The sequence below is a fragment of the Micromonospora sp. NPDC051300 genome (genome assembly GCF_044455315.1).
Taxonomy (GTDB): Bacteria; Actinomycetota; Actinomycetes; order Mycobacteriales; family Micromonosporaceae; genus Micromonospora; species Micromonospora robiginosa.
The window spans coordinates 1-25,767 of record NZ_JBITEP010000016.1; the positions used below are offsets into that span (position 1 = coordinate 1).

Annotated in this window: 24 protein-coding genes; 10 read left to right on the top strand and 14 right to left on the bottom strand. The window is 71.2% G+C overall.

Going from position 1 to position 25,767, the window contains the following annotated elements:
- Positions 1-256 precede the first annotated feature (256 nt).
- The gene (locus ACIA5A_RS18700) at positions 257-394 is read left to right on the top strand and encodes a hypothetical protein (RefSeq protein ID WP_396763505.1); all 138 of its coding nucleotides are present in this window, start codon (positions 257-259) and stop codon (positions 392-394) included.
- Between the two features lie 32 nt (positions 395-426).
- Here ACIA5A_RS18700 and ACIA5A_RS18705 read toward each other — a convergent pair whose 3' ends face one another.
- The 3 genes from ACIA5A_RS18705 to ACIA5A_RS18715 all read right to left on the bottom strand — a co-directional run bounded on the left by ACIA5A_RS18705 (position 427) and on the right by ACIA5A_RS18715 (position 4,961).
- Positions 427-2,304 (bottom strand): ABC transporter ATP-binding protein, encoded by a 1,878-nt coding sequence (locus ACIA5A_RS18705; RefSeq protein ID WP_396763508.1) that lies wholly within the window; start codon positions 2,302-2,304, stop codon positions 427-429.
- Positions 2,301-4,013, bottom strand: a complete 1,713-nt coding sequence (locus ACIA5A_RS18710) for an ABC transporter transmembrane domain-containing protein (RefSeq protein ID WP_396763511.1) — start codon at positions 4,011-4,013, stop codon at positions 2,301-2,303. Before ACIA5A_RS18710 ends, ACIA5A_RS18705 begins: the two co-directional genes overlap by 4 nt.
- A 366-nt stretch (positions 4,014-4,379) precedes the next feature.
- A complete protein-coding gene (locus ACIA5A_RS18715; protein WP_396763514.1) occupies positions 4,380-4,961 on the bottom strand; it encodes a dihydrofolate reductase family protein in 582 nt (193 codons plus the stop codon).
- A gap of 403 nt (positions 4,962-5,364) precedes the next feature.
- On the opposite strand from ACIA5A_RS18715, the gene ACIA5A_RS18720 reads away from it, so the two are divergent.
- From ACIA5A_RS18720 to ACIA5A_RS18735, 4 genes are read left to right on the top strand one after another with little or no spacing between them, the layout of a single operon-like run.
- The gene (locus tag ACIA5A_RS18720) at positions 5,365-6,375 is read left to right on the top strand and encodes an ABC transporter substrate-binding protein (protein WP_396763516.1); all 1,011 of its coding nucleotides are present in this window, start codon (positions 5,365-5,367) and stop codon (positions 6,373-6,375) included.
- A gap of 3 nt (positions 6,376-6,378) precedes the next feature.
- The gene (locus ACIA5A_RS18725) at positions 6,379-7,398 is read left to right on the top strand and encodes a FecCD family ABC transporter permease (protein ID WP_396763519.1); all 1,020 of its coding nucleotides are present in this window, start codon (positions 6,379-6,381) and stop codon (positions 7,396-7,398) included.
- The gene (locus ACIA5A_RS18730) at positions 7,395-8,426 is read left to right on the top strand and encodes a FecCD family ABC transporter permease (RefSeq protein WP_396763522.1); all 1,032 of its coding nucleotides are present in this window, start codon (positions 7,395-7,397) and stop codon (positions 8,424-8,426) included. Before ACIA5A_RS18725 ends, ACIA5A_RS18730 begins: the two co-directional genes overlap by 4 nt.
- Complete coding sequence (locus ACIA5A_RS18735; RefSeq protein WP_396763525.1) at positions 8,423-9,229, top strand: ABC transporter ATP-binding protein; 807 nt, start codon at positions 8,423-8,425, stop codon at positions 9,227-9,229. Before ACIA5A_RS18730 ends, ACIA5A_RS18735 begins: the two co-directional genes overlap by 4 nt.
- 47 nt (positions 9,230-9,276) lie before the next feature.
- On the opposite strand, the gene ACIA5A_RS18740 is transcribed toward ACIA5A_RS18735, so the two are convergent.
- The 6 genes from ACIA5A_RS18740 to ACIA5A_RS18765 all read right to left on the bottom strand — a co-directional run bounded on the left by ACIA5A_RS18740 (position 9,277) and on the right by ACIA5A_RS18765 (position 16,560).
- Positions 9,277-9,483 carry a hypothetical protein gene (locus ACIA5A_RS18740; RefSeq protein WP_396763528.1) on the bottom strand — a complete coding sequence of 69 codons (207 nt, stop codon included), beginning with the start codon at positions 9,481-9,483 and terminating at the stop codon, positions 9,277-9,279.
- A 172-nt stretch (positions 9,484-9,655) separates the two neighbouring features.
- A complete protein-coding gene (locus tag ACIA5A_RS18745; RefSeq protein ID WP_396763531.1) occupies positions 9,656-10,270 on the bottom strand; it encodes a GAF domain-containing protein in 615 nt (204 codons plus the stop codon).
- 150 nt (positions 10,271-10,420) lie between these two features.
- Positions 10,421-11,167 (bottom strand): hypothetical protein, encoded by a 747-nt coding sequence (locus ACIA5A_RS18750; RefSeq protein ID WP_396763534.1) that lies wholly within the window; start codon positions 11,165-11,167, stop codon positions 10,421-10,423.
- A gap of 260 nt (positions 11,168-11,427) precedes the next feature.
- A complete protein-coding gene (locus ACIA5A_RS18755; RefSeq protein WP_396763537.1) occupies positions 11,428-12,795 on the bottom strand; it encodes a hypothetical protein in 1,368 nt (455 codons plus the stop codon).
- 11 nt (positions 12,796-12,806) lie between these two features.
- Positions 12,807-14,324 (bottom strand): alkaline phosphatase D family protein, encoded by a 1,518-nt coding sequence (locus ACIA5A_RS18760; protein ID WP_396763821.1) that lies wholly within the window; start codon positions 14,322-14,324, stop codon positions 12,807-12,809.
- A gap of 148 nt (positions 14,325-14,472) precedes the next feature.
- Entirely contained in the window at positions 14,473-16,560 is a 2,088-nt protein-coding gene (locus ACIA5A_RS18765; RefSeq protein ID WP_396763540.1) for a PQQ-dependent sugar dehydrogenase, read from the bottom strand.
- Positions 16,561-16,927: 367 nt separating this feature from the next.
- Here ACIA5A_RS18765 and ACIA5A_RS18770 point away from each other — a divergent pair, with 367 nt between their 5' ends.
- Positions 16,928-17,590, top strand: a complete 663-nt coding sequence (locus ACIA5A_RS18770; RefSeq protein ID WP_396763543.1) for a hypothetical protein — start codon at positions 16,928-16,930, stop codon at positions 17,588-17,590.
- 127 nt (positions 17,591-17,717) lie between these two features.
- Here the strand turns inward: ACIA5A_RS18770 and ACIA5A_RS18775 are convergent, their stop codons facing one another.
- On the bottom strand, positions 17,718-18,026 hold the full coding sequence (locus ACIA5A_RS18775) for a hypothetical protein (RefSeq protein ID WP_396763546.1): 309 nt from the start codon (positions 18,024-18,026) through the stop codon (positions 17,718-17,720).
- Positions 18,027-18,081: 55 nt separating this feature from the next.
- Between ACIA5A_RS18775 and ACIA5A_RS18780 the strand changes: the two genes are divergently transcribed.
- Positions 18,082-18,300: a hypothetical protein gene (locus ACIA5A_RS18780; RefSeq protein WP_396763549.1), complete on the top strand. Its 219-nt coding sequence runs from the start codon at positions 18,082-18,084 to the stop codon at positions 18,298-18,300.
- On the opposite strand, the gene ACIA5A_RS18785 is transcribed toward ACIA5A_RS18780, so the two are convergent.
- A complete protein-coding gene (locus ACIA5A_RS18785; RefSeq protein WP_396763552.1) occupies positions 18,297-18,665 on the bottom strand; it encodes a carbohydrate ABC transporter permease in 369 nt (122 codons plus the stop codon). The genes ACIA5A_RS18780 and ACIA5A_RS18785 overlap by 4 nt on opposite strands.
- Positions 18,666-18,679: 14 nt before the next feature.
- Entirely contained in the window at positions 18,680-19,597 is a 918-nt protein-coding gene (locus ACIA5A_RS18790) for a carbohydrate ABC transporter permease (protein WP_396763556.1), read from the bottom strand.
- On the opposite strand from ACIA5A_RS18790, the gene ACIA5A_RS18795 reads away from it, so the two are divergent.
- Positions 19,520-20,455: a helix-turn-helix domain-containing protein gene (locus tag ACIA5A_RS18795; RefSeq protein WP_396763559.1), complete on the top strand. Its 936-nt coding sequence runs from the start codon at positions 19,520-19,522 to the stop codon at positions 20,453-20,455. The two genes, ACIA5A_RS18790 and ACIA5A_RS18795, sit on opposite strands and share 78 nt — an antisense overlap.
- A 39-nt stretch (positions 20,456-20,494) precedes the next feature.
- On the opposite strand, the gene ACIA5A_RS18800 is transcribed toward ACIA5A_RS18795, so the two are convergent.
- A complete protein-coding gene (locus ACIA5A_RS18800; RefSeq protein ID WP_396763562.1) occupies positions 20,495-22,441 on the bottom strand; it encodes a S8 family serine peptidase in 1,947 nt (648 codons plus the stop codon).
- Positions 22,442-22,693: 252 nt separating this feature from the next.
- Here ACIA5A_RS18800 and ACIA5A_RS18805 point away from each other — a divergent pair, with 252 nt between their 5' ends.
- Positions 22,694-23,368 carry a hypothetical protein gene (locus tag ACIA5A_RS18805; RefSeq protein WP_396763563.1) on the top strand — a complete coding sequence of 225 codons (675 nt, stop codon included), beginning with the start codon at positions 22,694-22,696 and terminating at the stop codon, positions 23,366-23,368.
- Between the two features lie 119 nt (positions 23,369-23,487).
- Entirely contained in the window at positions 23,488-24,435 is a 948-nt protein-coding gene (locus ACIA5A_RS18810) for an RICIN domain-containing protein (RefSeq protein ID WP_396763565.1), read from the top strand.
- Positions 24,436-24,489: 54 nt separating this feature from the next.
- On the opposite strand, the gene ACIA5A_RS18815 is transcribed toward ACIA5A_RS18810, so the two are convergent.
- Complete coding sequence (locus ACIA5A_RS18815) at positions 24,490-25,686, bottom strand: NAD(P)/FAD-dependent oxidoreductase (RefSeq protein ID WP_396763568.1); 1,197 nt, start codon at positions 25,684-25,686, stop codon at positions 24,490-24,492.
- Positions 25,687-25,767: the final 81 nt, after the last annotated feature.

Consider the following 25,767-nt stretch of genomic DNA (forward strand, 5'->3'; position numbering starts at 1 on the left):
GGTCGCAGAACCAGATACCGGAGACCTCTTCAGTTGTCGATCACCGCCACGCCGAGACCTTCACCGGCCACCACGACTTCTGAAACACGCCTTAGGCGGCCGCCCCTGCCACCGCTCGCTTCGCTACGTCAACCAGGCGTCTCCCGGTCCCCCGGCACGTCTCCGGAGGCGCCCGATGTCTCCCACGCCGGCTCGGCCATCTTTCCGGTCGCGACCTTCCGGGTCGACGACGTGTCCGCCACCGTCCGCTCGCGGCGTGCCGTTCTTCGGATCCGACGACGTCCCCTTCGGCCTTGACGATAAGGGTGTGTCGACGGAGCAGGATGGCCTGCGGGTCGCCTGGAGGCGCGATCCCGACGGCCACGTCCTCGCCGACTACTCGCTCGACTCCTGATCAGCCGACGGTCTCGGATTCACTCGGCGACGTCACGATCGCCGCTGCCCGACCGCCGGCCGGAGCACGCCACCCGCTGCCTCCCCACCGGCCCGGATCCGCGGGACACCCGCCGCGGTAGTGCTCCACGCGCGCCACAGCTCGCGGTAGCGGCCACCGGCGGCGAGCAACTCCTCATGCGGGCCCTGCTCCAGGATTCGCCCCTGGTCGAGCAGGACGATTCGGTCCGCGGTGACCGCCTGGCTGAGCCGGTGCGCCACGACGAGTGTGGTGCGCCCCTCGGTGGCGTCGACCGCGGCCCGGTCGAGGTCGCGCGCTCCAGCGCTGCCGGCCTCGGCGGTGGCCTCGTCGAGCACGGCGACGGCGGGTGCGGCCAGCACCAACCGGGCCAGCGCGACCTGCTGGGCCTGCGAGGCGCTGAGCCGGCGCCCTCCCTCCCCGACCGCGGTCGCCAGACCGTCCGGCAGGGCCCGCAGCCAGGTGGTGGCGCCGACCACCTCCAGCGCGGCGGTAAGTGCGGCGTCGGTCGCCTGCCGGCCGGCCAGCCGCAGGTTGTCGGCGAGCGATCCGGCGAAGACGTGCACCTCCTGGCTGATCATCGCGATCTCATGCCGGACGACGCGCTCATCCAGGTCGGCCAGTGGCACGCCGCGCAGGCACACCGCACCGTCGGTTGGCGCGATGATCCCGGCCGCGATGCCGGCGAGCGTGCTCTTGCCCGCCCCGCTCGCTCCGACCAGCGCGACCCGTTCCCCCGGCGCGATGTGCAGTTCGACGTCGGTCAGGACCGCCGGACCCTCCTCGTAGCGGTGTTGACGGACCACGACAGTGAGTGCCGCCGGCTCCGCGGCGCCCGTACGCGGCGCGGCGCCCACGGGCCCCACCGTCGCGGCGCGTGCCGGCAGCGTGGCGACGCCCACGAGACGGGCGAGACTCGCACCGGCCTGCAACGCCGCGTCGGATTCCATCAGCAGCAGACCGACCGGGTTGAACAGGCGGTGGAAGTAGAGCGCGGCGGTGGTGGCCGCGCCGACCGTGACCAGGTCTGTCCGCACGAGCAGGAAACCGGCGAGCAGCACCGCGGTCAGCCCGACGAACTCCGATCGATTGATCCGCAGTCCGAAGCGGGTGTGCACGTCGAAGATCTCCAGCGACAGATCCCGGGCCGCGGCGGACCGGTCGGCGATGGCGGCGACGTGCGCGTCCTCCATCCGGTAGGCACGCACGGTCGCCGCGCCGCGCAACGCGCCGGCCATCGCCTGGGTGCGCTCACCCGTGGCGATCCGCTCCCGGGCGTAGTAGCGGACCGATCGGTGCAGGTACCAGCGCAGCGCCAGCGCGTAGGCAGGCGCGGCCACCAGTCCGGCCAGGCCGAGTCGCCAGTCGAGGGCCACCAGTCCGACCACCGTCAGCACGATGGAGAGCAGGGCGCCGAGAAGAGCCGGGCCATCGGTGGCGATTACGTTCGTCACCACCGCGACGTCGTCACCCGCGCGGGCGACCAAGTCACCGCTGCCGGCGCGTTCGATAGTCGTCGATGGCAGGTGCAGTGCGCGGTCCAGCACCCGCTCGCGTAGCCGGGCCAGCACGGTCTCACCCAGACGGGCCGCGAGCGCGGCGCCGACCGCGGTCAGCAAGCCGGAGAGCACGGCCGCACCGGCGATCACCGCTACCCGGCGCCCAAGCACGCCAGGCCCGGCCCCGGTGATGACGTCGTCGACCAGGCGCCCGAGCACCCACGGGGCGGCGAGACCGGTCGCGGCGGCGGCGACCATCACCATCACCGCGGCGGTGCTCAGGACGGGACGGCGGCCGAACTCCCGGCCGAGGGTGACCCAGGTGTCTCGAGCGGACGCGGTGGGCAGCAGCGGGCGGCTGGGGTCGCCACTCGTGCTCGGCTCAGGTGTCACCGCAGCGTCTCCTCACGGTAGCGGGCGTCCTCGGCGAGTAGTCGCTCGTGTGGCCCTTCGGCGACGATCCGACCCCCGGCCACCACGACCACCCGGTCGGTGGTTCCCAACAGCGCCGGGCTACTGGTGACCAGGACCGTGGCCCGTGAGCCGACCCGCCGAGCGTCGGCCAGCCCGGCGGCGAGCCGCACCTCCGTCGCCGCGTCGACCGCCGTGGTGGGTTCGTGCAACACGAGCACCGGCGGGTCGGCGTGCAGCGCCCGGGCCAGCCCGAGCCGCTGCCGCTGCCCGCCGGAGAGGTTCGCACCGCCCTCGGTGAGCCGGTGGCCGAGGCCGCCTGGGTGGGCGGCCACGACGTCCTCCGCCGCGACGGCGCGCACGGCGGCCCGCAGGCTGGCCGGGTCCGGCCGCCCGCCCGCCGCGAGATTGGCGGCCAGGGTGCCCTCGAAGAGGGTCACCTCGTGCGGCTCGACCAGCACCCTGCTCCGGAGGGCGTCGATGTCGAGTTCGTCGGCCGATACCCCGTCGACGTAAAGCACGCCACGGTGCTCCATCCGGGCCACCCGTCCAGCCAACAACGTCACCAGCGCCTCCGCGTCCGCCGGGTCGTAGGCCAGCACCCCGACGATCTCCCCCGGGCCGACGCGCAGCGACACACCGCCGAGCCCCGCGTACCCGGCCCCGTCGAGGACCAGCCGTGGGCCGCTCCAAACGCCCGGTCGCGCACGCCCGGCGGGCCGCAGCGGCTCGGCGCCGAGGACACGGGCCACCCGCGCGGCGGAGGCGCGAGCCATCGCGAGCAGTTGCACGCAGTACCCCAGTGTCTGCACCGGCTCGGCGACGAACTGCGCCAGTCCGACCACGGTCACCAGCTCACCGATGGTGAGCCGGCCGCGCAGGGCGAGCCAACCGGCGGCCCCGGCGACCGCCGCGAGGAAGAGTCCGTTGGCGGCGGTGGTGAGGCCGAGGTGCAGCCCCTTGGTGGTGGCGGCGCGCAACGTGACGGCGAGGGCGTCGCGGCTGGCGCTCGCGTACCGGCCGGCGGCGCTTTGCTGGGCGCCGATGCCGCGCAGGACCCGTAGCCCGGAGACGAGATCCACGGCGAGCGCGGTGGTGCGGGCCAGCGCCTCCTGCTGTGCGGCACCACGACGGGACAGCATCGGTGCCATCCGTTGCAGGCCGAGGACCAGGACCGGAACGCCGAAAAGCACGCCCAGCCCGAGCGGGACGTCCACGACCAGCAGCGCGACGGCCGCGACGGTCAACGCGGTCAGCGCGGCAGCGCCGAGTCCGGCGACCCGCACCACCAGCGCGGACAACTCGGCATCGGAGGCGGTGACGGAGAGGAGCTCACCGTCGCGCAGCCCGGAGCGGTGCCCGTGGGGATCGAGCGCTCGCCGCGCGATCTCGACCCGAATCAGGTGCGCCTCCCGCTCCACCGCCGAGTAGCCCTGCCGCGCGCCGTTGCGGTAGGCGAACGCGAGCACGGTGAACAGCGCGGCGAGTCCGGCCAGCGAGAGGAACAGCGCCCGGGTGTCGCCGGTCACGACCGCCCGGTCGATGACGACGCCGATCGCGACCGGCACGAGTGCCTCGGCGAACTGGTGCAGGCACAGCAGTGCCACCCCGGTCAGCACGCGCCGCCGCTGACGGCTCAGCGCGCGGCGCAGGACGGTCCGCGCCGTTGGCGTGTCACTGGTTCCGGCCATCTGGGTGGCGACCTCCGGGTGCTCGTGTCGATGTCTGGCCCGGCGGGACGTCGCCGGCGCGGCGAGACCGCGCCCCGGGCCGGTGACGTCGAGGCCGCCACGGCGGCGCAAGCGCGATGTACGTCGGGGCAGGGCTCGCCGAGCACCGGACGGCACACCGGCGACATCAAGCCAGGGTAGCCTGCCCTAACTCGGCTAACGGGCGCGGCCTGCCCGCCAGCCGGACCGACAGGTAGGGCCCACGCCCGGCTTCAGCGCACGGCCGACGTGACGGGCCGGTCGGCTGTTACCTCGGCCTGCTCCTGAGCGGCATCGACAACAGATCACCGCTGCTGCTCGGCGAGTGCCGGAGGCCGATCGCGGAAGCTACCGGCGCACGGCGTACCGGTGCAACGTGATGCCCTCGTCGAGCACCTGGTGTTCGAGCAGGTCCAGCTCCACCGGCCGGTCGTGTCCGTCGAACAGGGGCCGGCCGTTGCCGAGGATGGTGGGGTGGGTGTACAGGAGGATCTGGTCGAGCAGCCCCGCACGAAGCAGGTGGGTGGCGAGGGTTGCTCCGCCGACGCCGACATCGCCGTCGACGTCATCGCGGAAACGGGCAAGCTGCTCCACCGCGTTCCCGTCCCGGCCGACAATCCGGGTGTGGTGCGGGGCTGCGCTACGCGTGCGGGACACCAGTATCTTCGGCATCGACGTCCAGATCTCGCCGTACTCGCGGAGGTAGTCCGGGAGCGACTCGTCGAGCCGCGCGGTCGGCCAGAACCCCTCCATGATCTCGTAGACCCGGCGGCCCTGCACCATGGCCCGCAACTTGCGCGCCCGCGCGTTGACATCCCGGTGCAGCGACTCTCCGACGCGGAGCCAGTCCCCACCGCCCTTCTCCCCCTCGATGTGCTCGATCTTCAGGTCGACGGAGACGTTCATCCAGTACACGAACCGGCCCGGCACCACGCGCTCCTAGGGACGAGAAAATGTCCACCACTGCCATCGTTCGGCTCGGCACGCCACCGTGGCGCATCCGCACCCCGCCGCGAAGCTGGCCAACCGACGAACACGCAGCGTAGCGTGCTTGGCGCCGGAGGAGGGGCAGGGAGGATCGGCAACTTCGAGCCGGTCGTACGAGCCGCGAGGGTCCCGCGGATTGGCGGGCGGTCGACGCACCGCTGACTCTGAACCGCGGGGCCGGCGCGGATCAGTCACCACTCGGACCGCACTGATCTGCCGGCGTAGACAGTAGCGCAGCTCCCGCTCCCGATCAGGCCGGTCGTGGCGTTCCCCGCCTCGACCCGCTGACCAGGCAGATGCCATAGTTAGGGTAGGCAAACCTTTGTCCCCCCTGGAGTTTCCCGTCATGCGTCTTGTTCCCCGCCGCGGTCGCCGGTTGTTGCTCGCCGCCGTCGCCGCCACCCTGACCCTGAGCGCCTGCTCGACAACCGGCACCGGGGGTGACCGCGACACCACCGCCGCACCCTCCGCCGCTGGCGACCAGTTCCCGGTCACCGTCAGCACCGCCTTCGGTGACATCACCATCCCGCGTCAGCCTCAGCGGGTCGTGACCCTGGGCTGGAGTGACGCCGAGGTCACCCTGGCGCTCGGCGTTCAGCCGGTGGGCGACGCCGACTGGCTCGCCTTCGGCGGCGACGGCCAGGGCCCGTGGAATTCGGGCAGATACTCGACCCCGCCGGTCAAGGTCGGCACGCTCGAGGTGGACATGGAGAAGGTAGCCGCGCTGAAGCCCGACCTCATCCTCGACACCCGCTCCAGCGGCGACAAGGCCCGCTACGACCAGCTCACCGCGCTGGGCGTGCCGGTCGTCGACATCCCCGCTGGCGCCCAGTCCTACAAGACCACCTGGGAGCAGCAGCTCGACCTGGTCGGCAAGGCGCTGGGCAGGACCGCCGAGGCCGACAAGATCAAGACCGACCTGACGGCGCGGTTCGCCGCCGTCGCCGCCGCGAACCCGCAGTTCAAGGGCAAGACGGTGAGCGCGGGAGTGAAGACCGGCCAGGGCTGGGGTGCCTACGTCAGCGGCGACGGCCGGGTCGACTTCCTGCAGAAGCTCGGCTTCACCAACGCGCCGGACATCGAGGGGCTCAAGGGTGACAACTTCTTCGTGCCGCTCAACCAGGAGCAGGTGGGCAAACTGGATGCCGACCTCACCACGATCTTCCTGATCGGGGTCACCTCGGACAGCGTGAAGAGCGACAAGTTGGTGCAGGCCGTGCCGTCGGTCGAGGCCGGCCGAGCGGTCTACCTCGACGACAAGGCCATCTCCGACGCCTTCTCCAGCAATTCGGTGCTGGGTCTGACGTACGCGCTGGACAAGGTGCCGCCGCTGCTCGCCGGCACGCTGGCCGGCTAAGCCGTGCCGGACAACCGCGTCCGCCGGGCCGTCGCGCTGCCCATGGGTCTCGTGGGCGTCGCGGCGGCCCTGGCCGGTGCGGCGTTGCTCAGCCTCGCGGTCGGCTCCCAGCACGTGCCGTTCGGCACGGTGCTGGCGGCGCTCGCGCATCCCGACGACGCGATCCGTGACAGCCTCATCGTCACCGAGGTGCGGCTTCCGCGGACGCTCGTCGGTCTGCTCGCCGGGGCGGCCCTCGGGCTGGCCGGCGCGGTGGTCCAGGCGGTGACCCGCAACCCGCTCGCCGACCCGGGGATTCTCGGCGTCAACGCCGGCGCCGGACTGTTCGTTGTCGTCGGCATCAGCGTCTTCGGGGTGACCAGCCTCGCCGGCTACGTCTGGTTCGGCTTCGCCGGCGCCGCCGTGGCGGCGGTGGTCGTCTACGCGATCGGCGCGCTGGGTCGGGGCGGAGCCACCCCGGTCAAACTCGCCATCGCCGGCACCGCCCTGACCGCAGCCATACTCTCGATCACTACCGCGGTGCTGGTGACCGACGTGCAGACCTACGACCAGTTTCGGTTCTGGCAGGTCGGATCGCTCTCCGGTCGGGGACTCGACATCGCCCGACAGGGGCTGCCCTTCGTATTCGTCGGCATGGTGATCGCCCTGGCCTCGACCCGATCCCTGAACGCTCTCGCGCTCGGCGACGACGTGGCCACCTCGGTCGGCCAGGACGTCGCCCGCGCCCGGCTGGTCGCCGCCGTCGCTGTCGTCGTGCTCTGCGGCGCGGCGACAGCGATGGCCGGGCCGCTCGTCTTCGTCGGGCTCGTCGTCCCGCACGTCGCGCGGATCATCACCGGACCGGACCACCGGTGGCTGCTGCCATACGCGATGATGCTCGCGCCGCTGCTGCTGCTCCTCGCCGACGTGCTCGGGCGCATCGTCGCCCGGCCCGGCGAGGTGCAGGTGGGCATCGTCACCGCGGTGCTCGGCGCGCCCGTCTTCGTGGCCCTGGCCCGCCGACGCGGGCTGGCCGAGCTGTGAGCGCCGGGCTCGTCGCGGGCGTCCGCCGTCGCGAGCACGCCCGCGCCCGCACGGTCACCGTCGTGCTCGCGGTCTCCGTGGTCGCGTTGTTCGCCCTCAGCCTGTCCTACGGGTCGTTCCAGGTCTCGCTGCCCGACATCGTGCGATCTCTGCTGGGCCGGCCGACGCCGCCACAGGTCGACTACATCGTGCAGACGCTGCGGCTGCCGCGTGCGCTGGTCGGCGTCCTGGCCGGAACGGCCTTCGGGCTCGCCGGTGCGATCTTCCAGCAGCTCCTGCGCAACCCGCTGGCCAGTCCGGACGTCATCGGTGTCACCTCGGGCGCGACCGCGGCGGCGGTACTGTCCATAGTGGTCCTGTCAGCCGGCGGTGGCACGGTGTTCGTAGTCGCGTTGGGCGGCGCTCTGGCCACCGCCGCGCTCGTCTACCTGCTCGCCTGGCGCAACGGCGTCGGCGGCTACCGCTTCGTGCTCGTCGGCATCGGCATCGGCGCGGCGATGGCCGGTCTCACCTCGTTCCTGCTGACCCGGGCCGACGTACGGGTCGCCGAGGAGGCGCTGATCTGGCTCGCCGGCAGCCTGAACGGTCGCACCTGGGACAGCGTCGGGCCGCTGGCGGTCGGCACCCTGGTGCTGGCGCCGGTCGCTCTGCTGCTCGCTCGAGTGCTGACCGGCCTGCAACTCGGCGATGACCTGGCCCGGGGCCTCGGTCTCGCGGTGCAACGCAGCCGACTCACTCTGCTGCTGGTCGGGGTCTGCCTGGCCGGCACGGCAACCGCCGCGGCCGGACCCATCGCCTATGTCGCGTTCATGTCCGGGCCGATCGCGGCCCGGCTGGTCGGCGGCGGTCGTCCCGTTCTGCTGCCGGCCGGGTTGGTGGGCGCCGCGCTGGTGCTCGCCGCCGACTTCATCGGGTCCCACCTGCTCGGGCCGACCCAGTTCCCGGTCGGCGTGGTCACCGGCATCATCGGCGCGCCGTACCTGCTCTGGCTGCTCGCCACCGCCAACCGATCCGCACGAGGAGGATGACTGTGCCCGCACCGTCCACCCTGCAGGCCCGGGACCTGTCGCTCGCCTACGGCGAGCGCCGCGTCGTCGAGGACCTCTCGCTCCACGTCCCGACCGGCAAGGTCACCATCATCGTGGGCCCGAACGCCTGCGGAAAGTCGACGCTCCTGCGTGGTCTCGCGCGGTTACTGCCGGCCTCGTCGGGCGCCGTCCTGCTCGACGGCGCGTCCATCCACTCGACTCCAAGTCGAGAGGTCGCCCGTCGGCTCGGTATCCTGCCGCAGGGACCGGTCGCGCCGGACGGTATCACCGTGAGTGACCTGGTGAGCCGGGGACGGCATCCTCACCAGGGCTACTTCCGCCGCTGGTCCGGCGACGACGAGGCGGCCGTCGCCGCCGCGCTGACCGCCACCGACACGCTGGACCTCGCCCCACGAGCCGTCGACGAGCTCTCCGGCGGGCAGCGGCAGCGCGTCTGGATCGCGATGGCGCTGGCCCAGCGAACCGGGATCCTGCTCCTCGACGAGCCCACCACCTATCTGGACGTGAGCCACCAGGTCGAGGTCCTCGACCTGCTCACCGATCTGAACCAGACGGAGGGCACGACGGTGGTGATGGTGCTGCACGAACTCAACCTGGCCTGCCGGTACGCCGACCATCTCGTGGTGATGTCCGGCGGCGCGGTCGCCGCCGCCGGCGAGCCCGGCGACGTGCTCACCGAACAGGTTGTCGAGGATGTGTTCGCCATGCCGTGCCGGGTGATACCGGACCCCGTCTCGAACACGCCGCTCATCGTGCCGATCGGGCGGCACCGGATCGGCTGATCCACGCTGCCGGAACCGAGGATGCGGCGCCGCCCACAGCGGCCGTGTCAGTCCAGCAGAGCGAGCGACGCCCAGACGATCTGCGCCGCGAACGCCACCAGGGCGACCAGTATCGCCATCCGCCCCACCCGCAGGGCCCGAGCCGGGCGGGGTGAGTGCCGGTGTGTGACCGTCACATAGCCGGCAGTCGCGGCGGACGTCACCGCGATCATCCAGGCGCTCAGGAGCAGAGCCTCATCCGGCGGCAGCGCCACGGCATACCTCCCGCAACGGGTTCATGCCAGCCAGTCAACGCCGATGCCTTCCGTCATGGGCGACATCGGCGTGAACAGCGGTCGACGGAACGTACCTCCGCTCCACACTCCCGCCGCGACGGCGCGACGGCGCGACCAGCGTGGCCCGCCTGCGTTTCGAGCCGCTCTCACCTCACGGCGATCCTCGATCCGGATTCCGGCCGGCCCACCGTTCGGCTCGCACCGCCCGCAGCGCGTCGAGTCGTAGATCGAGCTGCCGTGCCACCAGGCCGGCCAGACGCACCAGGGAGGCTCTCTGGTCAGGGGTCAGCTTCTGCGTGATGACATCGAGGGCGGTCACCACTCCCAGGCGGTGACCGTCCCGGGTGATGATCGGCGCGGCGGCGTAGAAGCGCAGGCCCAGACCTCCCCGTACGAGGGGGTGGCTCAGTGTCCGCGGCTCGACCTGTAGGTCCTCGATCATGTACGGGCCGTGTGCGCAGAACGCCGACGCGCACAGTCCGGGGTCCACCCCGACCTCGCTGACGCCGTCAAGGCCCCGACTGGCGGCGAACCAGACCCGATCCGCGTCGACGATGCTCACCGTCGACATCGCCGTGCCGCAGACGCTGACGGCGAGTGCCGCTATGTCGTCGAAGGTGCCATCGGCGGGCTTGTCGAGAACGCCGTGACGGCGCAGCACATCGAGTCTGTCCGGGTCGCGGCGGACGCGTTCGTGCTCGGCGTCGCCGCCATTGAGCCGGTACATCGCTGCCACAATCTGTCGCAACCTCATCTCGTCCGTCATCCGCACCCACGGGCGAGTGAGGAATCTGCGGGACGACGCCGACGACCATACCGGCGGGACTGATTTCCGACACGGTGAGCCGGGCGCACAGTCGACATGCCGACAGATCCAAGCCTGTCAAGATCTTGCCGGCACGGGCGAAGAGGCACCTCAGCGGTGGTCGACGATCAGGTCGGAGACTCCCGCGACGGCGTCGATGTCGTACCGGTCGGTCGCGGCGGTCCAACCGCTCGGCGCGAGGGCCGTACCACCGGCCACCCCGACCCGTTCGACGCCGTCCACGCTCACCCGGCCGGCACCGCCCGCGGCGCGTACCCGCACCGGAGCGTCGCCGGCAAGGTGCACCAGCAGCCGGCCCGCACCGCCGGTCATCGACAGCCGCATGGTGCCCTCGGCGGGCGGCAGGGTGACCTCCGCGCGGCTCGTGCCGGCCGTCAACTCGACCTCCTCGATCCGGCCGCCGCGCAGGTCGAGCACCTCCTCCTGGGCGCCGCCGCCGAGCCGGACGCGCCACCGCACGTCATCGTGCAGCACCACATCGACCAGCGCCGGACCCGCACCGCCGGTGGCGGCCAGTCCCGCCGTCACCGTGCCGTCAGAAGCCGACACCGCCGGACGGACCTTCGCCCCCGCCGGTGTCGACACGCGGTACAGATCGTCGCCGAGATCGGCGGTCCGCACCCGCACCACGTCCGCACCGTCGACCAGCGCGAACACCGCCGACCGCAGGTCACCGCGAGCCGCCGCCAGGGTGCGAGGGTCACCGGCGCCGCTGCCCGTCCACGTGTGGCCGTGACCACCGGCGGCGTTCCGCGGCTCGCCCGATCGGCAACCGCCGACCAGTGTCGCCAGCAGAAGCAGCCCCACGAGCGCGCGACCGGTCCCGCGTCCGCTCATCCTCGCACTCCGCACCGTCCGCGTCACGGGCCTGTCCTACCCGGTCGCGCGATGTGCCACTCCCCGAAGCCACCCTTCGGCGCGGGGCCACGCGTGCCGGCCACGGGGATGCGCCCGACGACTCCGGTCCGGCGGCGCGTCGGGTCAGGCGGCGCTCCGGCGATGATGGCGGCCCAAGCCCGCCCACCAGCCCGATCGGCGCTCGCTCATCCGGTGGCAAGATCCGCGCTGGCCTCCGTGGCGATCGTCACCGGCATCCGCTACGGCAGCGTGGTGCTGTCCCGGTCGGCAGCCGCCGGCGGCGTGCCGTGCCGCGCCCTCAGCCGGCGCAGTTCGTCAGCGGACAGCAGCCAGGTGGAGTTGGTGGCACCGAGGCCGAGCAGCACCTGGTCGAAGGAGTTCCCGTCGTTGTCGTCGGTGTAGCAGATGCTGATCTCGCCCCAGGGGGACGCGGCCAGCGCCATCTGCTCCTGACGGCCGGTCGCCGTCTGCCCGATCTGCTGGTTGGCCAGCCGGCCGGTGGTCGTACCGTCGGCGTTGAGGCCAGCGGCCCACACGTTCGCGTCGGCGGCGTGGACCGTCCAGCCGATCGCGACGTTGTCCTGGTCGTCGATGCCGATGTCGGGTGTCGTGGCCTCGATTGCCGAGGAGACCTGAACCTCGCCGTGCCTCGGAGCGCCGGCAGCGGTGAACGAGCGGGCCCAGATGCCGCGCGTGCCGGTATGGTCGGATTCCCAGGCGACGGCGAAGTCACCCGCGAAGTTCGCGGCCACCGAGGCACGCTGCTGCTGACCGCCGGTCTGGGCATTCGCGGTCCGCCGGGTCAGCACGACCGAGCCGTTGCCGCGTGCCAGTCGGGTCAGCCCGATGTTGAAGGCTCCGTTGGCGTCGGCGTCCTCGTCCCAGACCACCACCGCCTCACCGGCGGCCGACACGGCGACGTCCGGCCGGTGGTGCGCGCCGGTGGCCTGCGAGGCCGTCACCTCGTAGGCCTTGGTCGTCGCGGTCGTGAAGCCGGCGGCCCGGACGGTGGCGGGTGCGGTGCCCTGGATGTCCTCCCAGACGACAGTGAAGCCGACAGATGCGGCGTTGGCGGGCGCGCCGTCCGGGTCGACCGCCACCCTGGGCCAGATCTGCTGGCCGGCGTCGGCGGCGTTGGCCTGGCCGGAGCCGAGGACCGTGCCGGTGGGTGACAGCACCCGGTACTGGATGTTGTAGATGCCGTTGCCGTCACCGTCGGCGGCCCAGACGACCACCGCGTCGCCCCGGTCGTCGAGGCCGACGTGCGGACTGACGTGTCGCCAGGGGCGCCCGCTGGTTCCGCCGTCGGACAGCTTCATCTCGTAGGCCGGAGCCGCATCCCGGAACAACCGCACGAAAATCTCGCTGTGGGCGTCGTCCTGCGGATCGGTGGCGTCCCGGTCGTCCTCCCACACCACCGCGACCTGCCCGTTTCGGTTCATGGCCACGGCCGACTCGTCCTGGTCGCCGGAGGCGACGCTGTTAGCCGTCAGCCAGGTGAGCGCCGCCGCGGTGACACGCGCCGGGGCGTCCGAAGGCACGACAGGGCCGGATACCGGCGTCAGCGCGAGCACGCCGGCCGTGAGCAGTGCGGCGAACGTCGACATGGTCGCTCCTTCTACCCGGCCTGCAGGCCGGGCTGGCCGTCGAGAATGACGAACGAGCGCACGGTGGACGCCGCCGCGCCGTGTTCGGTCACCGCGCCGATCGCGCGGAAGTCCGCGCGAATCTGGCTGCGGCTGATCGTCGTACGGACGTAGCCGCGCAGGTTCGAGTAGAACTTCAGGTGCGGGTTGGTCGCCGCGTTGGGCATGGCGGCGCCGGCGTCGCCGTTGCCATCGGTCGTGATCGAGGTGCAGACCAACTCCGTGCCGATCGTGGCCGACGAGGGGTTGGCGTAGTCGGCCTTGAGCTCGTTGGCCCACGATCGGTGCACATCCCCGGTGAGAACCAGCGGGTTGCGCACGGCGCGCTGCTGCCATCCGGTCTGGATCCGGCTGCGGGAGGCGCGGTAGCCGTCCCACGCGTCCATGTTCGCGGCCCCGCCGGCGTCGAACTGCCGGGCGAAGAAGACCTGCTGACCGAGGATGTCCCAGGTTCCGTAGTGCTGGGCCAAGCCGTCGAGCAGCCACGCCTCCTGGGCGGCGCCGCTCAACGACCGCGAGGGCAGGTCAGCGTCCGCGCACACCTTCCAGCCGTCCCCGCACGCCTGGTCGTCGCGGAACTGCCGAGTGTCGAGCATGTGGAAGGTCGCCAGTTGGCCCCACCGTATCCGCCGATACAGCGGGATGCTGTTGCCGGTGGGTGCCGAGGCCGGCCGTAGCGGCATGTTCTCGTAGTAGGCACGGTAGGCGGCGGTGCGGCGCGCGGTCCACTGCGCCGCCGTCAGCGTCGGACTGCTGTCGGCGCGGACCATGTTTGCGTAGTTGTTCTCCACCTCGTGGTCGTCGGGCACCACGAGCCACGGTGCCGCCGCGTGGGCCGCCTGTAGGTCCGGATCAGACTTGTACAGCGCGTACCGGCGACGGTAGTCGGCCAGCGACACGATCTCACCGCCGAGGTGCTGGCGCACCTTGCCGGTTGCGGCGGCACCCTCGTAGATGTAGTCGCCCAGGTGCAGAATCAGCCCTGGGCCGTCCTCCGCAATCCGCCGGTAAGCCGTGTAGTAGCCCGCCTCGTAGTGGGCGCACGAGGCGAAGGCCATCACGAGATCCCGGCCCGGGCTTCCGGGACCCGGCGCGGTGCGGGTCCGGCCGACGGGTGAGATGTGGCCCTGGGCGCGGAAGCGATAGTAGTAGTCGGAGTCCGGGGCGAGCCCTCCGGCGATCACGTGCACCGAGTGCGCGTCCACGTACCGGGCGGGCACCGAGCCGGAGGCGACCAGCGGCGAGAAGCGGTCGTTGGTCGACACCTGCCACTCGACGGTCACGTCCGCGTTCGCCATTCCGCCCTGCCCGTCGGTGTTCAGCGGGACCGGCGCCAGCCGGGTCCACAGCACCACACTGTCGGGCGCCGGGTCGCCGGAGGCCACACCGAGCTTGAAGGGGTACGGCACGACTGCCTGGGCAGCACGCCACGGCGCCAACGCGGCGCCCGCCGCAGCGAGTCCACCGACAACCATCATACGACGGCTCATCTTCGTCACGACCGAAATCATGATGAGCGTCGATGAATGGCAGCCAGGATACCCGCGAACGTGAGGTAACGCGATCAGGTCGACACGGTGCTACCCGCGACTCCGGCGCAGATCCATCCGGGGTGCCTCTCCGGGCCACGCCTCCGGGTCAGCCGCCGAGAGTGACGTGGAAGATCCGCTCGTTGCTGTTGTCGGGGACGCTGTCCTTGTCGCCGCTGTTGGTGGTGGTCAGCCAGAGACCGCCGTCCGGTGCCGGCTCCACCGTGCGCAGCCGACCGTAGACGCCGTTGAAGTACGTCTGGACGTTGGTGAGGCTGCCTCCGCTGATCACCGCGCGGTACATCCGGGCACCGCGAGCACAGGCCACGTAGAGCACGTCCCGGACGACCGCGATGCCGGAGCATGAGCCGTCGGCCGTCGGGTAGGTTCGCTTGGGCGCGATGAACCCGGCAGTCCCGCAGGCACCGCTGGTGCCTTCGCAGGCCGGCCAACCGTAGTTGCCGCCTCGGATGATCATATTCGTCTCATCCATGACCGAGTTGCCGAACTCCTGCTCCCAGAGCCGCCCTTGCGAGTCGAAGGCGAGCCCCTGCGGGTTGCGGTGACCGTAGCTCCACACGTAGTTGCCGAATGGGTTGTCCGAGGGCACCGTCCCATCGGTGTTCAGTCGCAGGATCTTGCCGGCGAGGTTGTTGACGTTCTGCGCGTTGTCGCCGTTCTGGGCGTCGCCGGTGCTGGCGTAGAGCTTGCCGTCCGGTCCGAACCGCAGCCGACCGCCATTGTGGTACTTGTTGCGTAGGATGCCACTGACCAGGACCTGCAGGCTCGCGGTGTGCAATGTTCCGTACTGCATCCTGATCCGCACAATGCGGTTGTCGGTGGGCGTGGTGTGCATGATGTACAGCCACGGGTCGGTGCCGAAGGTCGGCGAGATCGCCAGGCCGAGCAGGCCGCCTTCGCCGTCGGTGCTCTGCACGTTCGGCACCGTGCCGACCGGGGTCTTCCCGCCGGTGGTCGGGTCGAGCCTGACGATGTCGTGCGCGTCCCGACGGGTGTAGAGGATCGTCCCGTCGGGCAGGGTGACCAGGCCCCAGGGGATGTCGGTGTCGGTGGTGACCTGCCGGACCGAGCAGACCGAGGCTCCACAGGACGATCCGGTCGTCACCGTGACACTGTTGCTGGGCGACGATACGTTCGCCTGCGCGTCCCGCGCGCGTACGTAGTACTGGTAGCTGGTGGTGGGCGTCAGCGCGGTGTCGATGAAGGTGGTGGACGGCGGCACGGTGCCCGCCCCGGACACGGTGCCGACCCGGGCACCGTTGCGGTACACGTCGTAGGCGCGGACGCCGATGTTGTCGGTGGACGCCGTCCAGGACAGCGAGACAGTGGTGCCCGACGCCGAGCCGGTGAGCTGCGCCGGCGCGCTCGGTGGCGTGGTGTCGACCTGACACTGCGGCGGGGTGATCGACACGGTGGAGCTGGCCTGCGAGACGTTTCCGGCGGCGTCCCGCGCGTTCACGTAGAGGCCCCAGGTGGCCCCGGGTACGACGGTGAGGCTGGTCGACAACGTGCTGCCGCTGACCGTCCGCACCTGCTGGCCGTCGTGATAGATGTCGTAGAACGCGACGGCCACGTTGTCGGTTGAGGCGTTCCACGCGAAGGTCACGGAGTTGCAGAGCAGGTCGCTGACCCGGGGGTTGCCGGGCGCCGTCGGCGGCTGGGCGTCGGAGCCGCCGACGGCAGCCCTCCAGCGCTGGTTGCTCTGGCCGTTGCAGGTCCAGAGCCCGACGAGCGTATTGTTGGCCGTGCCGGCCCCGGTGACGTCCAGGCACAGGTTCGACTGGGCACCGACGATCGTGCCGTCGGAGTTGACCCGCCACTTCTGGTTGGCGCCACCGGTGCAGGTGTAGATCTGCACCGCCGCCGGCGCGGTGGTGTCCTGGCCCTTGACGTCCAGGCAGCGGGTGTCGCTGTAGATCCGGAGCTCGCCGGCTGGCGTGACGTTCCACGCCTGGTTGGCCCGGCCGTTGCAGTCGTAGATGTTGACGCCGGTGCCGATGGCGTTGTTGTCACCGATCACGTCCAGGCAGCGGCCGGAACCGACCCCGACGACGGTGGTCACCGCCGCCGAGGCCGGCGCAGCGGGAACGACCGCCAGCACGGTCACCAAGCCCAGAGCGGCAATGCTCGCCAGCACCCGCCGGGGCAGCGCTCGTCGATCGACGGACAGAGGCATCTGCGGAGTCCTTCCCTGCGCGGGCCGCTCCGGCGGGCCCCGCGGTGGTGATCGCCACATTGGCCGAATAGCTACGATCATCAATGTACGAGGGAGCCACCATCAAGGCAACAGTCATGCGCCAGCTCCTTGACCAGGAGTTACACCGCCAGACGGCATCCTGAGGAGTGGCGGCAGCGCGATCACCGGGACGCTCTTCGCTCGTACGCCGACGACCCGACGGGGCTCCGGGCGGAAGGCCGCGCCGTGGTCGACTACCTGACGGCACTGCGTCGCGCAGCGGACCGGACACCGCACCGGTGGCGTCTAGCGTCAACGAGAGTCGACTGACCGCCCGGAGGAGACCGTCGTACAGCCACAGCCAGCCGTGCCCGCAGCCGCCCACCTGATCCTGCCCGGGGAGGCGTGGGAATACCAGACGCAGGACCACACCGTCGCGGGACAGGGCCCCTGGGCCATCAGTAACACCCTCGACGTCCGGGTCACCGTGGATCAGGAGGAGCACCTCGTCCGGGCTCCGCAGATGTACCACCTGCACCTGCCCAATCCGAGCGCGGGAGTCGCGGGCAATGTGATGATCAGCGGCCTCACCGTGGTGCGCCGGGCCGCCGGCGGTGGGGTTGAACAGGAAACCGTCACCTGGCAGCACCCCCGCGAGAACGCCATCGAGCCGATGCAGATGCAGGGCGTCGCCGGCGTCGCGCATTCCGAGTTCCAGTTCTTCCTCGGCTGGACCGAGGCGGCCGTCGCCAACCTTTGCCAGGAGGGCGTCCTCGCGGTCATCTTCGAGGCGTACCAGACCAACACCCCCTGCGCCTCGTGTCAGAAGCTGATCGGCTCGCACCTGGTCGCCCTCGAACAGCTCACCGGGAAGACGGTGCTCTTCCGTGGGCGCGCAAGACAGATCTACGAGTCGACGTACGGCCGTCTCGGCGCCGCGCTGCACCGGGTACACACCGGCCTTCAAGCGCTCACCACCCCCGGCCCTCCGCACGTCAACAGGGTGCTCGGCGTGCACTTGGTGGTTTGAGAAAGCGGCCACTCGGGTTGCCCCCGGCGGGCTCGGTGGTCCTGCCGAACCGGGGAACGGGCCCTGCCACCTCGGCGTGGTCCTCGTCCACTCGTTCGGCGAGGACCACGCCGAGATGTCGGCACGCTCAGGCGTCTCCGGCGACGGCCAGGTTGAACCGGTCCAGTGCCGCCCGCTTCTCCGGTGACCGCTCATCGATGTTGACAGCGTCGGCATCCGGCCTGTCCTGATGCAGGTCGACGCCCTGCACCAAGCCTCGCACCACGGCATCGGCCTCGGCAGCCGTGAAGCCCTGCCTACCCGGTTCAGCAGCGGCCCAGATCCGCCCGCTGTTGGGTCCAGACCCCTGGGTCCAGTACCGAGCCTGCCACAGGTGCTTGCCGTCCCCCGACGGCGGACCGCCCGGGTCGCCGTTTCTGCTCCTCTCGTGCTTCACCGTCTGACCACCGGCGTAGGCTGTACCGAACGCTTATTCCGGCACGGTCGCGCAGGTGCCGGCCGGCGGGGTGGTCGGCACCTGCGCGGTGCTCGGTGGGACGGTGGTCGGCGTGGTCGGCGGGTTCGTGGGGGTCGAGCAGCCAACCGCCGTGGCCACCGTGTCCGCGAAGGCGCTGCCAGCCGAGCGGTACGCAGCGGTCGTCGCACCGACCTGCGTCGGGGTCAGCGCCTGGTTCTTCGCGAACAACACCCAGTCGACCTGCTGGACCTAGGTGCTCAGCCCGCCGGAGTGCGCCATCGGCAGCATCACCCGGAAGAAGACCGAGCCGTGCGAACAGCCGTCGATGAAGGCCGCCTCCGCCGCCTCACCCGGCAGCGCGCGGAAGAACGCGTGTAGGAAGAAGACGGTGAACGGTACGGCGTACGCCGCGTAGACCAGGATCAGACCGGGGTACGTGCCCAGCAACCCGAGCTGTTGGACGACGCAGAAGAGGGGCACCAGCGCCAGGAACACCGGGAAGAACATTGCCGCGACGAAGGTGTAGTAGACCAGCCGGTTTCCGCGGAACTCGTAGCGTGCCAGGGCGTAGGCGACCAGCGAGCCGAGCAACATGGTCAGCAGCAGCGCCCCGCCCACCACGATGACGCTGTTCAGGAAGTAACGTCCGATGCTTGCCTGGTTCCACGCCCGGGACCAGTTGCCCCATTGCGGTGACGCCGGCAGAGACCACGGTTCGTTGAGGATCTCGTTGTCGGTCTTGAATGAGCTGACCACCGCCCAGAGCAGCGGCAGCGCGGTAACGACGGCCCAGGCCAACCTGGCGAGGTGCGCCGGGAAGGCGCGCGTACGCCGGACCGGACGTACCGGTGCGGGCCGAGTGGCAACGACAGGTCGCTCAGCGCGACACCCATGGCCGAGGCGTAGCCGAACTTCCCGTACTGGAAGGCGGTGCGGTACAGCGACAGCCCGATCATCTCGGTGGCGCCGTCCGGTCCACCCGGCCCGACGGTCATCACCTGGACGACGGCGAAGGCGTCCAGCGCCGCGATACCGAGATACACGAATGCGACCTGAACGCTCTCGCGGACCAGCGGTAACGTCACCGTGCGGAAGGTCGCCCAGGTACCGGCGCCGTCGAGCAGGGGGGCCTCGAACAGCTCTCGGGGAATGCCGTCGATCGCGGCGCTGAACAGCACCACGTAGAAGCCCACCGACGACCAGACCAGCACCACCATGACCGCGATCAGCGCCAGGGACGGTGAGGCGAGCCAACTGCGGGTCAGCGCGTCCAGGCCGAGCGACCGCAGCGCGCCGTTCAGCAGGCCGTTGTTCGGGTGGTAGACGAAACCCCACAGCACCGCGATCACCACGAGGGACAGCAGCTGCGGAAAGAAGTAGACGATCTGGTACGCGCCGGAGCCCGCGATCGCGCGGCGTCCATCCCGACCCCCGAGGTGCGCGCCGGGTCCGGCGTAGCGATACTCGCCACCATGGAAAGGCCCCGTGCGGAGTTGGGCCGGGACCTGGCGCACGCGCTGCGGACCGGGCCGTTCTCGGCGGCGCTCCACCTGGCCATCGAGGATCGCGGGCTGAAGTTGGAGGAGATCCAGGAACGGCTGTCGGCGGCGGGAGTCGGCGTCAGCCTCACCACCTTGAGCTACTGGCGCCGTGGCCGCAGCCGGCCGGAACGTCCGGACTCCATCCGGGCGGTGCGGCTGCTGGAGAAGATCCTCGACCTCCCGTCCGAGTCGCTGATCGTGCAGCTCGGACCGCGTCGCCCGCGCGGCCGGTGGTTGAATCAACCGCCCGGGACCATCGAGATCGACCGGCTGTTCCACGACCGCACCGGACTGGCCCGGATGATCGCCGAGGTCGACCGCTGGCACTACCACGAGCTGACCCGACTCAGCCTGCACGATCTCTACCAGGTCGGCGTCCGTCGTCAGGAGATCAGCCTCGTCTGTCGCCAGGTGCTGCGGGCCAACGCCGACCGGGTGTCGCGGACGGTGGGCATCTTCCGCACCGACGACCCGGCCGCGACGACCCGGATCAACGCGGTCCGCAACTGCCGCATCGGCCGCGTCCGCTCCGATCCCGGATCGGGCATCCTGGTCGCGGAGATCGTCTTCGACCGCATGCTGGCCCGGGGCGACTCGGTCGTCCTCGAGTACGAGTTCCTCAGCGACTCCCAGCGCCCCACCGACAACTACTACCGGGCCTTCTCGACACCTGTCGGCGAGTACGTGCTCCAGGTGCAGTTCGACCACGACGCCGTGCCGGCCCGCTGCCACCGGTTCGAGCGTCGTGCTCTGGACGCCCCCGACCAGGGCGTCTGGGAGGCGTGGATCGGCTCCACCCACGGCGCCCACCTGATCGCCTCGGACATCCCGCCCGGGATCGTGGGCATGCGGTGGGAGTGGGAGTGAGCGGCCCGGGTCCGCCGCCCACTCCCACCTCCGCGCCGATCAGCCGACGGTGACCGTGACGTCGTCGAGCGCGAAGCTGGTCTGGTACGACCAGTCCTCGACGCCGGTGAACGTGAGCGCGGCGGTCCGGCCGGCGTATCCGCTGAGGTCGATCACCTTCTCCACGTATCCGGTGGTGCGGTCGAGGTTGGAGTAGCGGGCCACGGTGGTCCCGCCGTAGCTGACGGTCAACGTGTCGTACGCGAGGTTCTCGTACTCCGCGGTGGTGATCCGTACCCAGAAGCGCAGGGTCGCGGTCGTGCACCCGGCCGGGATCGTCACCTGCTGCGAGACGGTGTCGGTCTGCACCGCGCCGCCGCCGTTCAACCAGGCGTTACGGCTGCCGGAACGGGCCGGCTGCGCCGCCCACGTGCCGATCACGTTCGCCGTGGCCGTCCAGGGCGTGGTGCCGTTCTCGAAGCCCGGGTTGCCGACCACCTGGGCCGACGTGCAGCCACCGCCGCCGCCGGTCACCGTCCAGCGGAAGGTGACGGTCGCGGAGCGCGACGCGGCGTCGGTGAGCGTCACCGTCACCGTCGTGGTGCCCGCCGCCGTGGCGGTGCCGGTGATCCGGCCGGTCGTGGCGCCGATCGCCAGCCCCGCCGGCAGGCCGGAGGCGCTCCACGTGTACGGCGTGGTACCGCCGCTGCCGCGCACCTGGAGGTCGACCGCCTGCCCGAGCGCGGAGGTCTGGTCACCCGGCCCGGTCACCGTCGGGGCCCCCGGCGCGGGGTCGGTGCCGCCGAGGAAGCCGGTGTAGAGCAGCACGTTCGGCGATCCGCTGCCGGCACTGGTGATCTTGCCGGTGGTGCCGTTGTCCACCAACGCGGCCCGCACCTGCGCGGGCGTGGCGGACGGGTTGGCGCCCAGGTAGAGCGCGGCGGCGCCGGCCACGTGCGGCGAGGCCATCGAGGTCCCGGTCATCGTCGCGCTGCCGGTGTTGCTGGCGTACGAGGCGGAGACGATGCTGGTGCCGGGGGCGAACAGGTCGAGGCAGGAGCCGTAGTTGCTGCTGCTGTTGCGCCCGTCGGAGCTGGTGCTGTTGCCGACGGTGACGGCCGCCGCGACCGCCTGCGGGCTGTAGTAGCAGGCGTCGTCGGACGAGTTCCCGGCCGCCTGCACGAACTGCACGCCGGACCCGATCAGGCTGGTGACGGCGCTGTCCATCGCCTGGCTGGAGCACCGGCTGCCACAGCCGATGCTGTAGTTGGCCACCGCCGGCTTCTGCGCGTTGGCACGAACCCAGTTGATCCCGGCGATCAGATCGTCGTTGGTGCCGGTGCCCTGGCAGTTGAGCACCCGCACCGACACCACCGCCGCCTTCTTCGCGACGCCGTACGTGCTACCCACCGCCGTGCCGGCCACGTGCGTACCGTGCCCATGGCAGTCCTGCGGGGTGCTGTCGCCGTCGACGACGTCGGTGCCCTGGCGGACCCGGCCGGTGAACTCGGTGTGGGTGGCGTTGATGCCGGTGTCCAGGACGTAGACGGTGACGCCCTGCCCGGCTGCGGACGGGTAGGTGAACGACCGGTCCAACGGCAGGCTCCGCTGGTCGATCCGGTCGTCGCCCCAGTTCGGCGGGTTGCTCTGGGTGTCCGACACCTCGATGCGCTGCACCTGTTCGACTGCGGCGACGGCCGGATCGGCGGCGAGGCGCGCGGCCTGGCGCGCGGACATCTCGGCCGAGAAGCCGGTCAGCGCGGACCCGTACACGTGGCGGGTCCGGGCGCCGAAGCGACCGGTCAGCTCTCGGGCGCGGCTGTCGAGCACGGCACGGGAGAGCCCGGCGTCCTTCAGGGTCACGATGTAGCGGCCGGCCACCGCGGTCGGACTGTCCGCGTTCCGGATGACACCGGTCGGATCGGCCTGGGCCGGTCCGCCGACGCCGACGATGCCGGCCAGTGCCACGCCCAGCGTGAGACCGGCGGCGGTGAGTCGTATCGACACGGTTGATCTCCTCCTCATGCCGACTCCGGATGTCGCGTCCCGGCGACGGGGAGACCCGGAGGGCTGTGTCGGAAAGGTAGGAGCGGGTGTGCCGGCGGCGACAGGTCGGTTAACAGCTGTCGACGATGTGCCGGCTCAAAACTGTTTATGGGGTCGGCCCCTCCCGACGCGCGGCCAGAGGCGATATCCTCATCCATCCCTGTCGATCAAGCGCTGACCCGTACCGCGCCACACACCCTTTCCGGAGGCACGATGAGGTCCCGTCTCGCCCGTACGATCGGCGCGCTCGCGCTCGCACTGGGCGCCGCCGCCGCGCCGGCGGCGCCGGCCGGCGCGCACGCCACGGCCGACACGATCGGGGTCTATCCGCCGATCCAGGGCTCGTCCACCTGGGACCGCTTCGGCGTGTCCGGCCCAGCCAGCCACCACATCGTGTTCGCGAACTGGGGGTACACCAACGACTGGGCGGTGGACATCTACCGCGCCCCCGGGGCCACCGTTGTCTCACCCTTCGGCACCAAGACCGCGGCCGGGCACCCGGTCGCGGTCACCGTGGTGACCGTCCGCGCGGGCTGCGCGACCGGCAACCTCGCCGACGGCGGTTACCGGATCGGGCTCGAGGCACGGGACACCGCGACCGGCGAGATCATCGGCCGGGCGGACGTGATGCACGTGAACAACAAGCCCGGCGGCATCGTCGTCGGGGCCTCCGTCGGACCGTGGACCAGGCTCGGCGAGACCGGCAGGTTCCGCTACTCCAGCTGCTACCAGGTCAACGGCGACAGCGGGGCGCACATCCACCTGGAGGTGATCAACCAGCATCGGTACTCGTGCTATGTGGCACGTGCGGCGAACACGGCTCTCACCGACCTGACCGTGGTAGGCCGGATCGGCACCCACCACTCGGGTCAACGCGCGGCCTGTTGACACAGCCCACTTCCTGGTCCACAAGGCGCTGCGGCTCGGCGGCGCACCGCCCACGTCGCACCCGCCGTCGAGGTTGGACAGGGGCTCTAGCATGCGGAGTCACCGAAGGGGGATCGACCATGCCCGACAGTCGTCGTAGTCGCCGCATCCTGTCCGTGACCACCGTGCTCGCCCTGCTGGGCTCCACGTTGGTGGCCGCGCCGGCCGCCGCGGAGGAGCCGCCACCGCCGGTCCTGAAGATCCAGAACGTCGGCACCCGGCTCTGCCTCACGCCCGCCGGCTCGAACACCGCGTCGGGCACCACGATCGTGCAGTACGCCTGCGAGGGCTACAACCCGCGCAACTGGCAGTTCGTCCTCAACCAGGAGACGTTCTCCTACCAGATCCGCAACGTCTACACACACCTGTGCCTGTCGCCGGCCGGCGGCAGCAACGGCCTCAACGTCGTGGTCGTGCAGTCCGCCTGCGACTCGAACCGGGCACGGCTGTGGACCTTCCTGCCCAAGGGCGGCCACTACGCGCTGCGTAACCTCGCCAGCCAACTCTGCCTGTCCCCAGCCGGTGGCGATCCCGGCCTCAACGTCGCCATCGTGCAGTTCACCTGCGACGACGACCCGACCCGCGCCTGGGACACCGTCGCCGCCAAGGCGGTGTCCAACGCCAACGCCGGCGGCCTGTGCCTGACCGTCGCCGGCGCCAGCACGACCGCCAACGCCACCGCCGTGCAGTACTACTGCGACCGCGCACCGTCGCGCCTGTGGAACATCCGCCCGATCGGCAACAGCACCACCACGTTCTTCCTGGAGAACATGAACAGCGGCTTCTGCCTGTCCCCGGCCGGCGGCGTCGACACCCTGAACACCGTCGTCGTCCAGTTCTACTGCGACAGCAACCCGGCACGAGCGTGGCGGCTGCTGACCGACGGCGCCGGCAACACCCGCTTCCAGAACGTGCTCAGCAACCTCTGCCTGTCGCCGGCCGGCGGCTCGACCGGCCTCAACGTCGCCATCGTCCAGTACACGTGCGACAGCGACCCGTCGCGCACCTGGCGTACCCAGGTGGTGTGAGTATGGCGGGACGCGGCGCGGCGGCCCGCGTCGCCGGATCGGCGGTTCCGCTGCTCACCGGCCGACGCCCGCCTCGGCCTGCCCCGCATCCCCCAGCCGCTGCTCGCGCGTGCCGTCCGTCATCCAGGACGGGACCGAGATCGCCCCCGGCCGGCGGGCCTCGACGGTCAACTGCTTGACCGTGCCCCAGCACACGAACTCCTTGATCTTCGCCGCCACGCGCCCGCTGACGTGGTACCTCGTCGCGGTGTCGTCACGGCCGCTGAGCTGGACCAGGCCGGCTCGGCGGCCCAGGCTGATGCACTGCCCGACGAAGCCGAGGGCGACCTGCTCGGGCTGCTCCCCCGCGATCTTGCGGAGGATCGTTCCGGCGGCGTGCATGCCCAACGGGCCGGCCGCTTGGCAGCTCATCCGGAACGGCACTCCCGACGGCGCCGCCGAGTCACCGGCCGCGACGATCCGCTCGTCGTCCACGCTCGTCAGGGTCTCGTCGGTGAGCAGGCGGCCGAGCGCGTCGGTGCTCAGCCCGCTGCGCCCAGCCAGCGCCGGCACGCTGAACCCGGCCGTCCAGACGGTCACCGCGCTCGGCAGCTCACGACCGTCGTCGAGCCGTACGGCGTCGCGTGTCACCGCCGTCACCCTCGCGCCAGGTCCGTCGAGCACGGTCACCCCGAGTGTGGCGAGCTGCGCGGCGGCCGAGCGCCGGCCCCGCGGATGCAGGTACGGGCCCAGCACCGAGCCGCAGACCAGGGTCACGGGCCGGCCCTGTTCGGCCAGCTCGGCGGCGGTCTCGATGCCCGTCGGCCCCGCACCCACGACGGTGATCGGAGCCGAGGCCGGCGCGGCGTCGAGCACCGACCGCAGCCGCCGCGCCTCCTCCAGGCCGGCGATCGGGTACGCGTGCTCGGCCGCACCGGGGACGGTCACCTCGGCGCTCCCGCTGCCCACCGCGTACACCAGATAGTCGTAGCCGACCGTGTCGCCACCGGCCAGAGTCAGGCTGCGCCCGGCGGCGTCGATGCGGGTCACCGTGTCGACCCTCAGCCTGACCCGTTCGCTCAGCACCTCGCGGTAGTCGACGACCGCGTCGTCCGACCCGGTCGCCAACTGGTGCAGCCGGATCCGCTCGACGAACGTCGGCCGCGGGTTGATCAGGGTCACGGCGACGTCGTCGCGGCGGGTCAGGCGGTTCGCCGCCGTCACACCGGCGTATCCGCCGCCGACCACGATCACTGCGGTGTTCCCGGCCATGATGCCTCCTTCGTTCTCGGGCTCCGACCACAGGACACCGACGACCCCCCGTTTGTGACAGACGTGGTCCGGATCACCGAA

Coding starts and splice junctions, on each gene's coding strand:
- ACIA5A_RS18750 (WP_396763534.1), bottom strand. CDS start 11,167: ATGAGCGGACGCGGGACCGGTCGCGCGCTCGTGGGGCTGCTTCTGCTG.
- ACIA5A_RS18795 (WP_396763559.1), top strand. CDS start 19,520: ATGGAAAGGCCCCGTGCGGAGTTGGGCCGGGACCTGGCGCACGCGCTG.
- ACIA5A_RS18810 (WP_396763565.1), top strand. CDS start 23,488: ATGCCCGACAGTCGTCGTAGTCGCCGCATCCTGTCCGTGACCACCGTG.
- ACIA5A_RS18720 (WP_396763516.1), top strand. CDS start 5,365: ATGCGTCTTGTTCCCCGCCGCGGTCGCCGGTTGTTGCTCGCCGCCGTC.
- ACIA5A_RS18745 (WP_396763531.1), bottom strand. CDS start 10,270: ATGACGGACGAGATGAGGTTGCGACAGATTGTGGCAGCGATGTACCGG.
- ACIA5A_RS18735 (WP_396763525.1), top strand. CDS start 8,423: ATGACTGTGCCCGCACCGTCCACCCTGCAGGCCCGGGACCTGTCGCTC.
- ACIA5A_RS18815 (WP_396763568.1), bottom strand. CDS start 25,686: ATGGCCGGGAACACCGCAGTGATCGTGGTCGGCGGCGGATACGCCGGT.
- ACIA5A_RS18710 (WP_396763511.1), bottom strand. CDS start 4,013: ATGGCCGGAACCAGTGACACGCCAACGGCGCGGACCGTCCTGCGCCGC.
- ACIA5A_RS18755 (WP_396763537.1), bottom strand. CDS start 12,795: ATGTCGACGTTCGCCGCACTGCTCACGGCCGGCGTGCTCGCGCTGACG.
- ACIA5A_RS18765 (WP_396763540.1), bottom strand. CDS start 16,560: ATGCCTCTGTCCGTCGATCGACGAGCGCTGCCCCGGCGGGTGCTGGCG.
- ACIA5A_RS18760 (WP_396763821.1), bottom strand. CDS start 14,324: ATGAGCCGTCGTATGATGGTTGTCGGTGGACTCGCTGCGGCGGGCGCC.
- ACIA5A_RS18805 (WP_396763563.1), top strand. CDS start 22,694: ATGAGGTCCCGTCTCGCCCGTACGATCGGCGCGCTCGCGCTCGCACTG.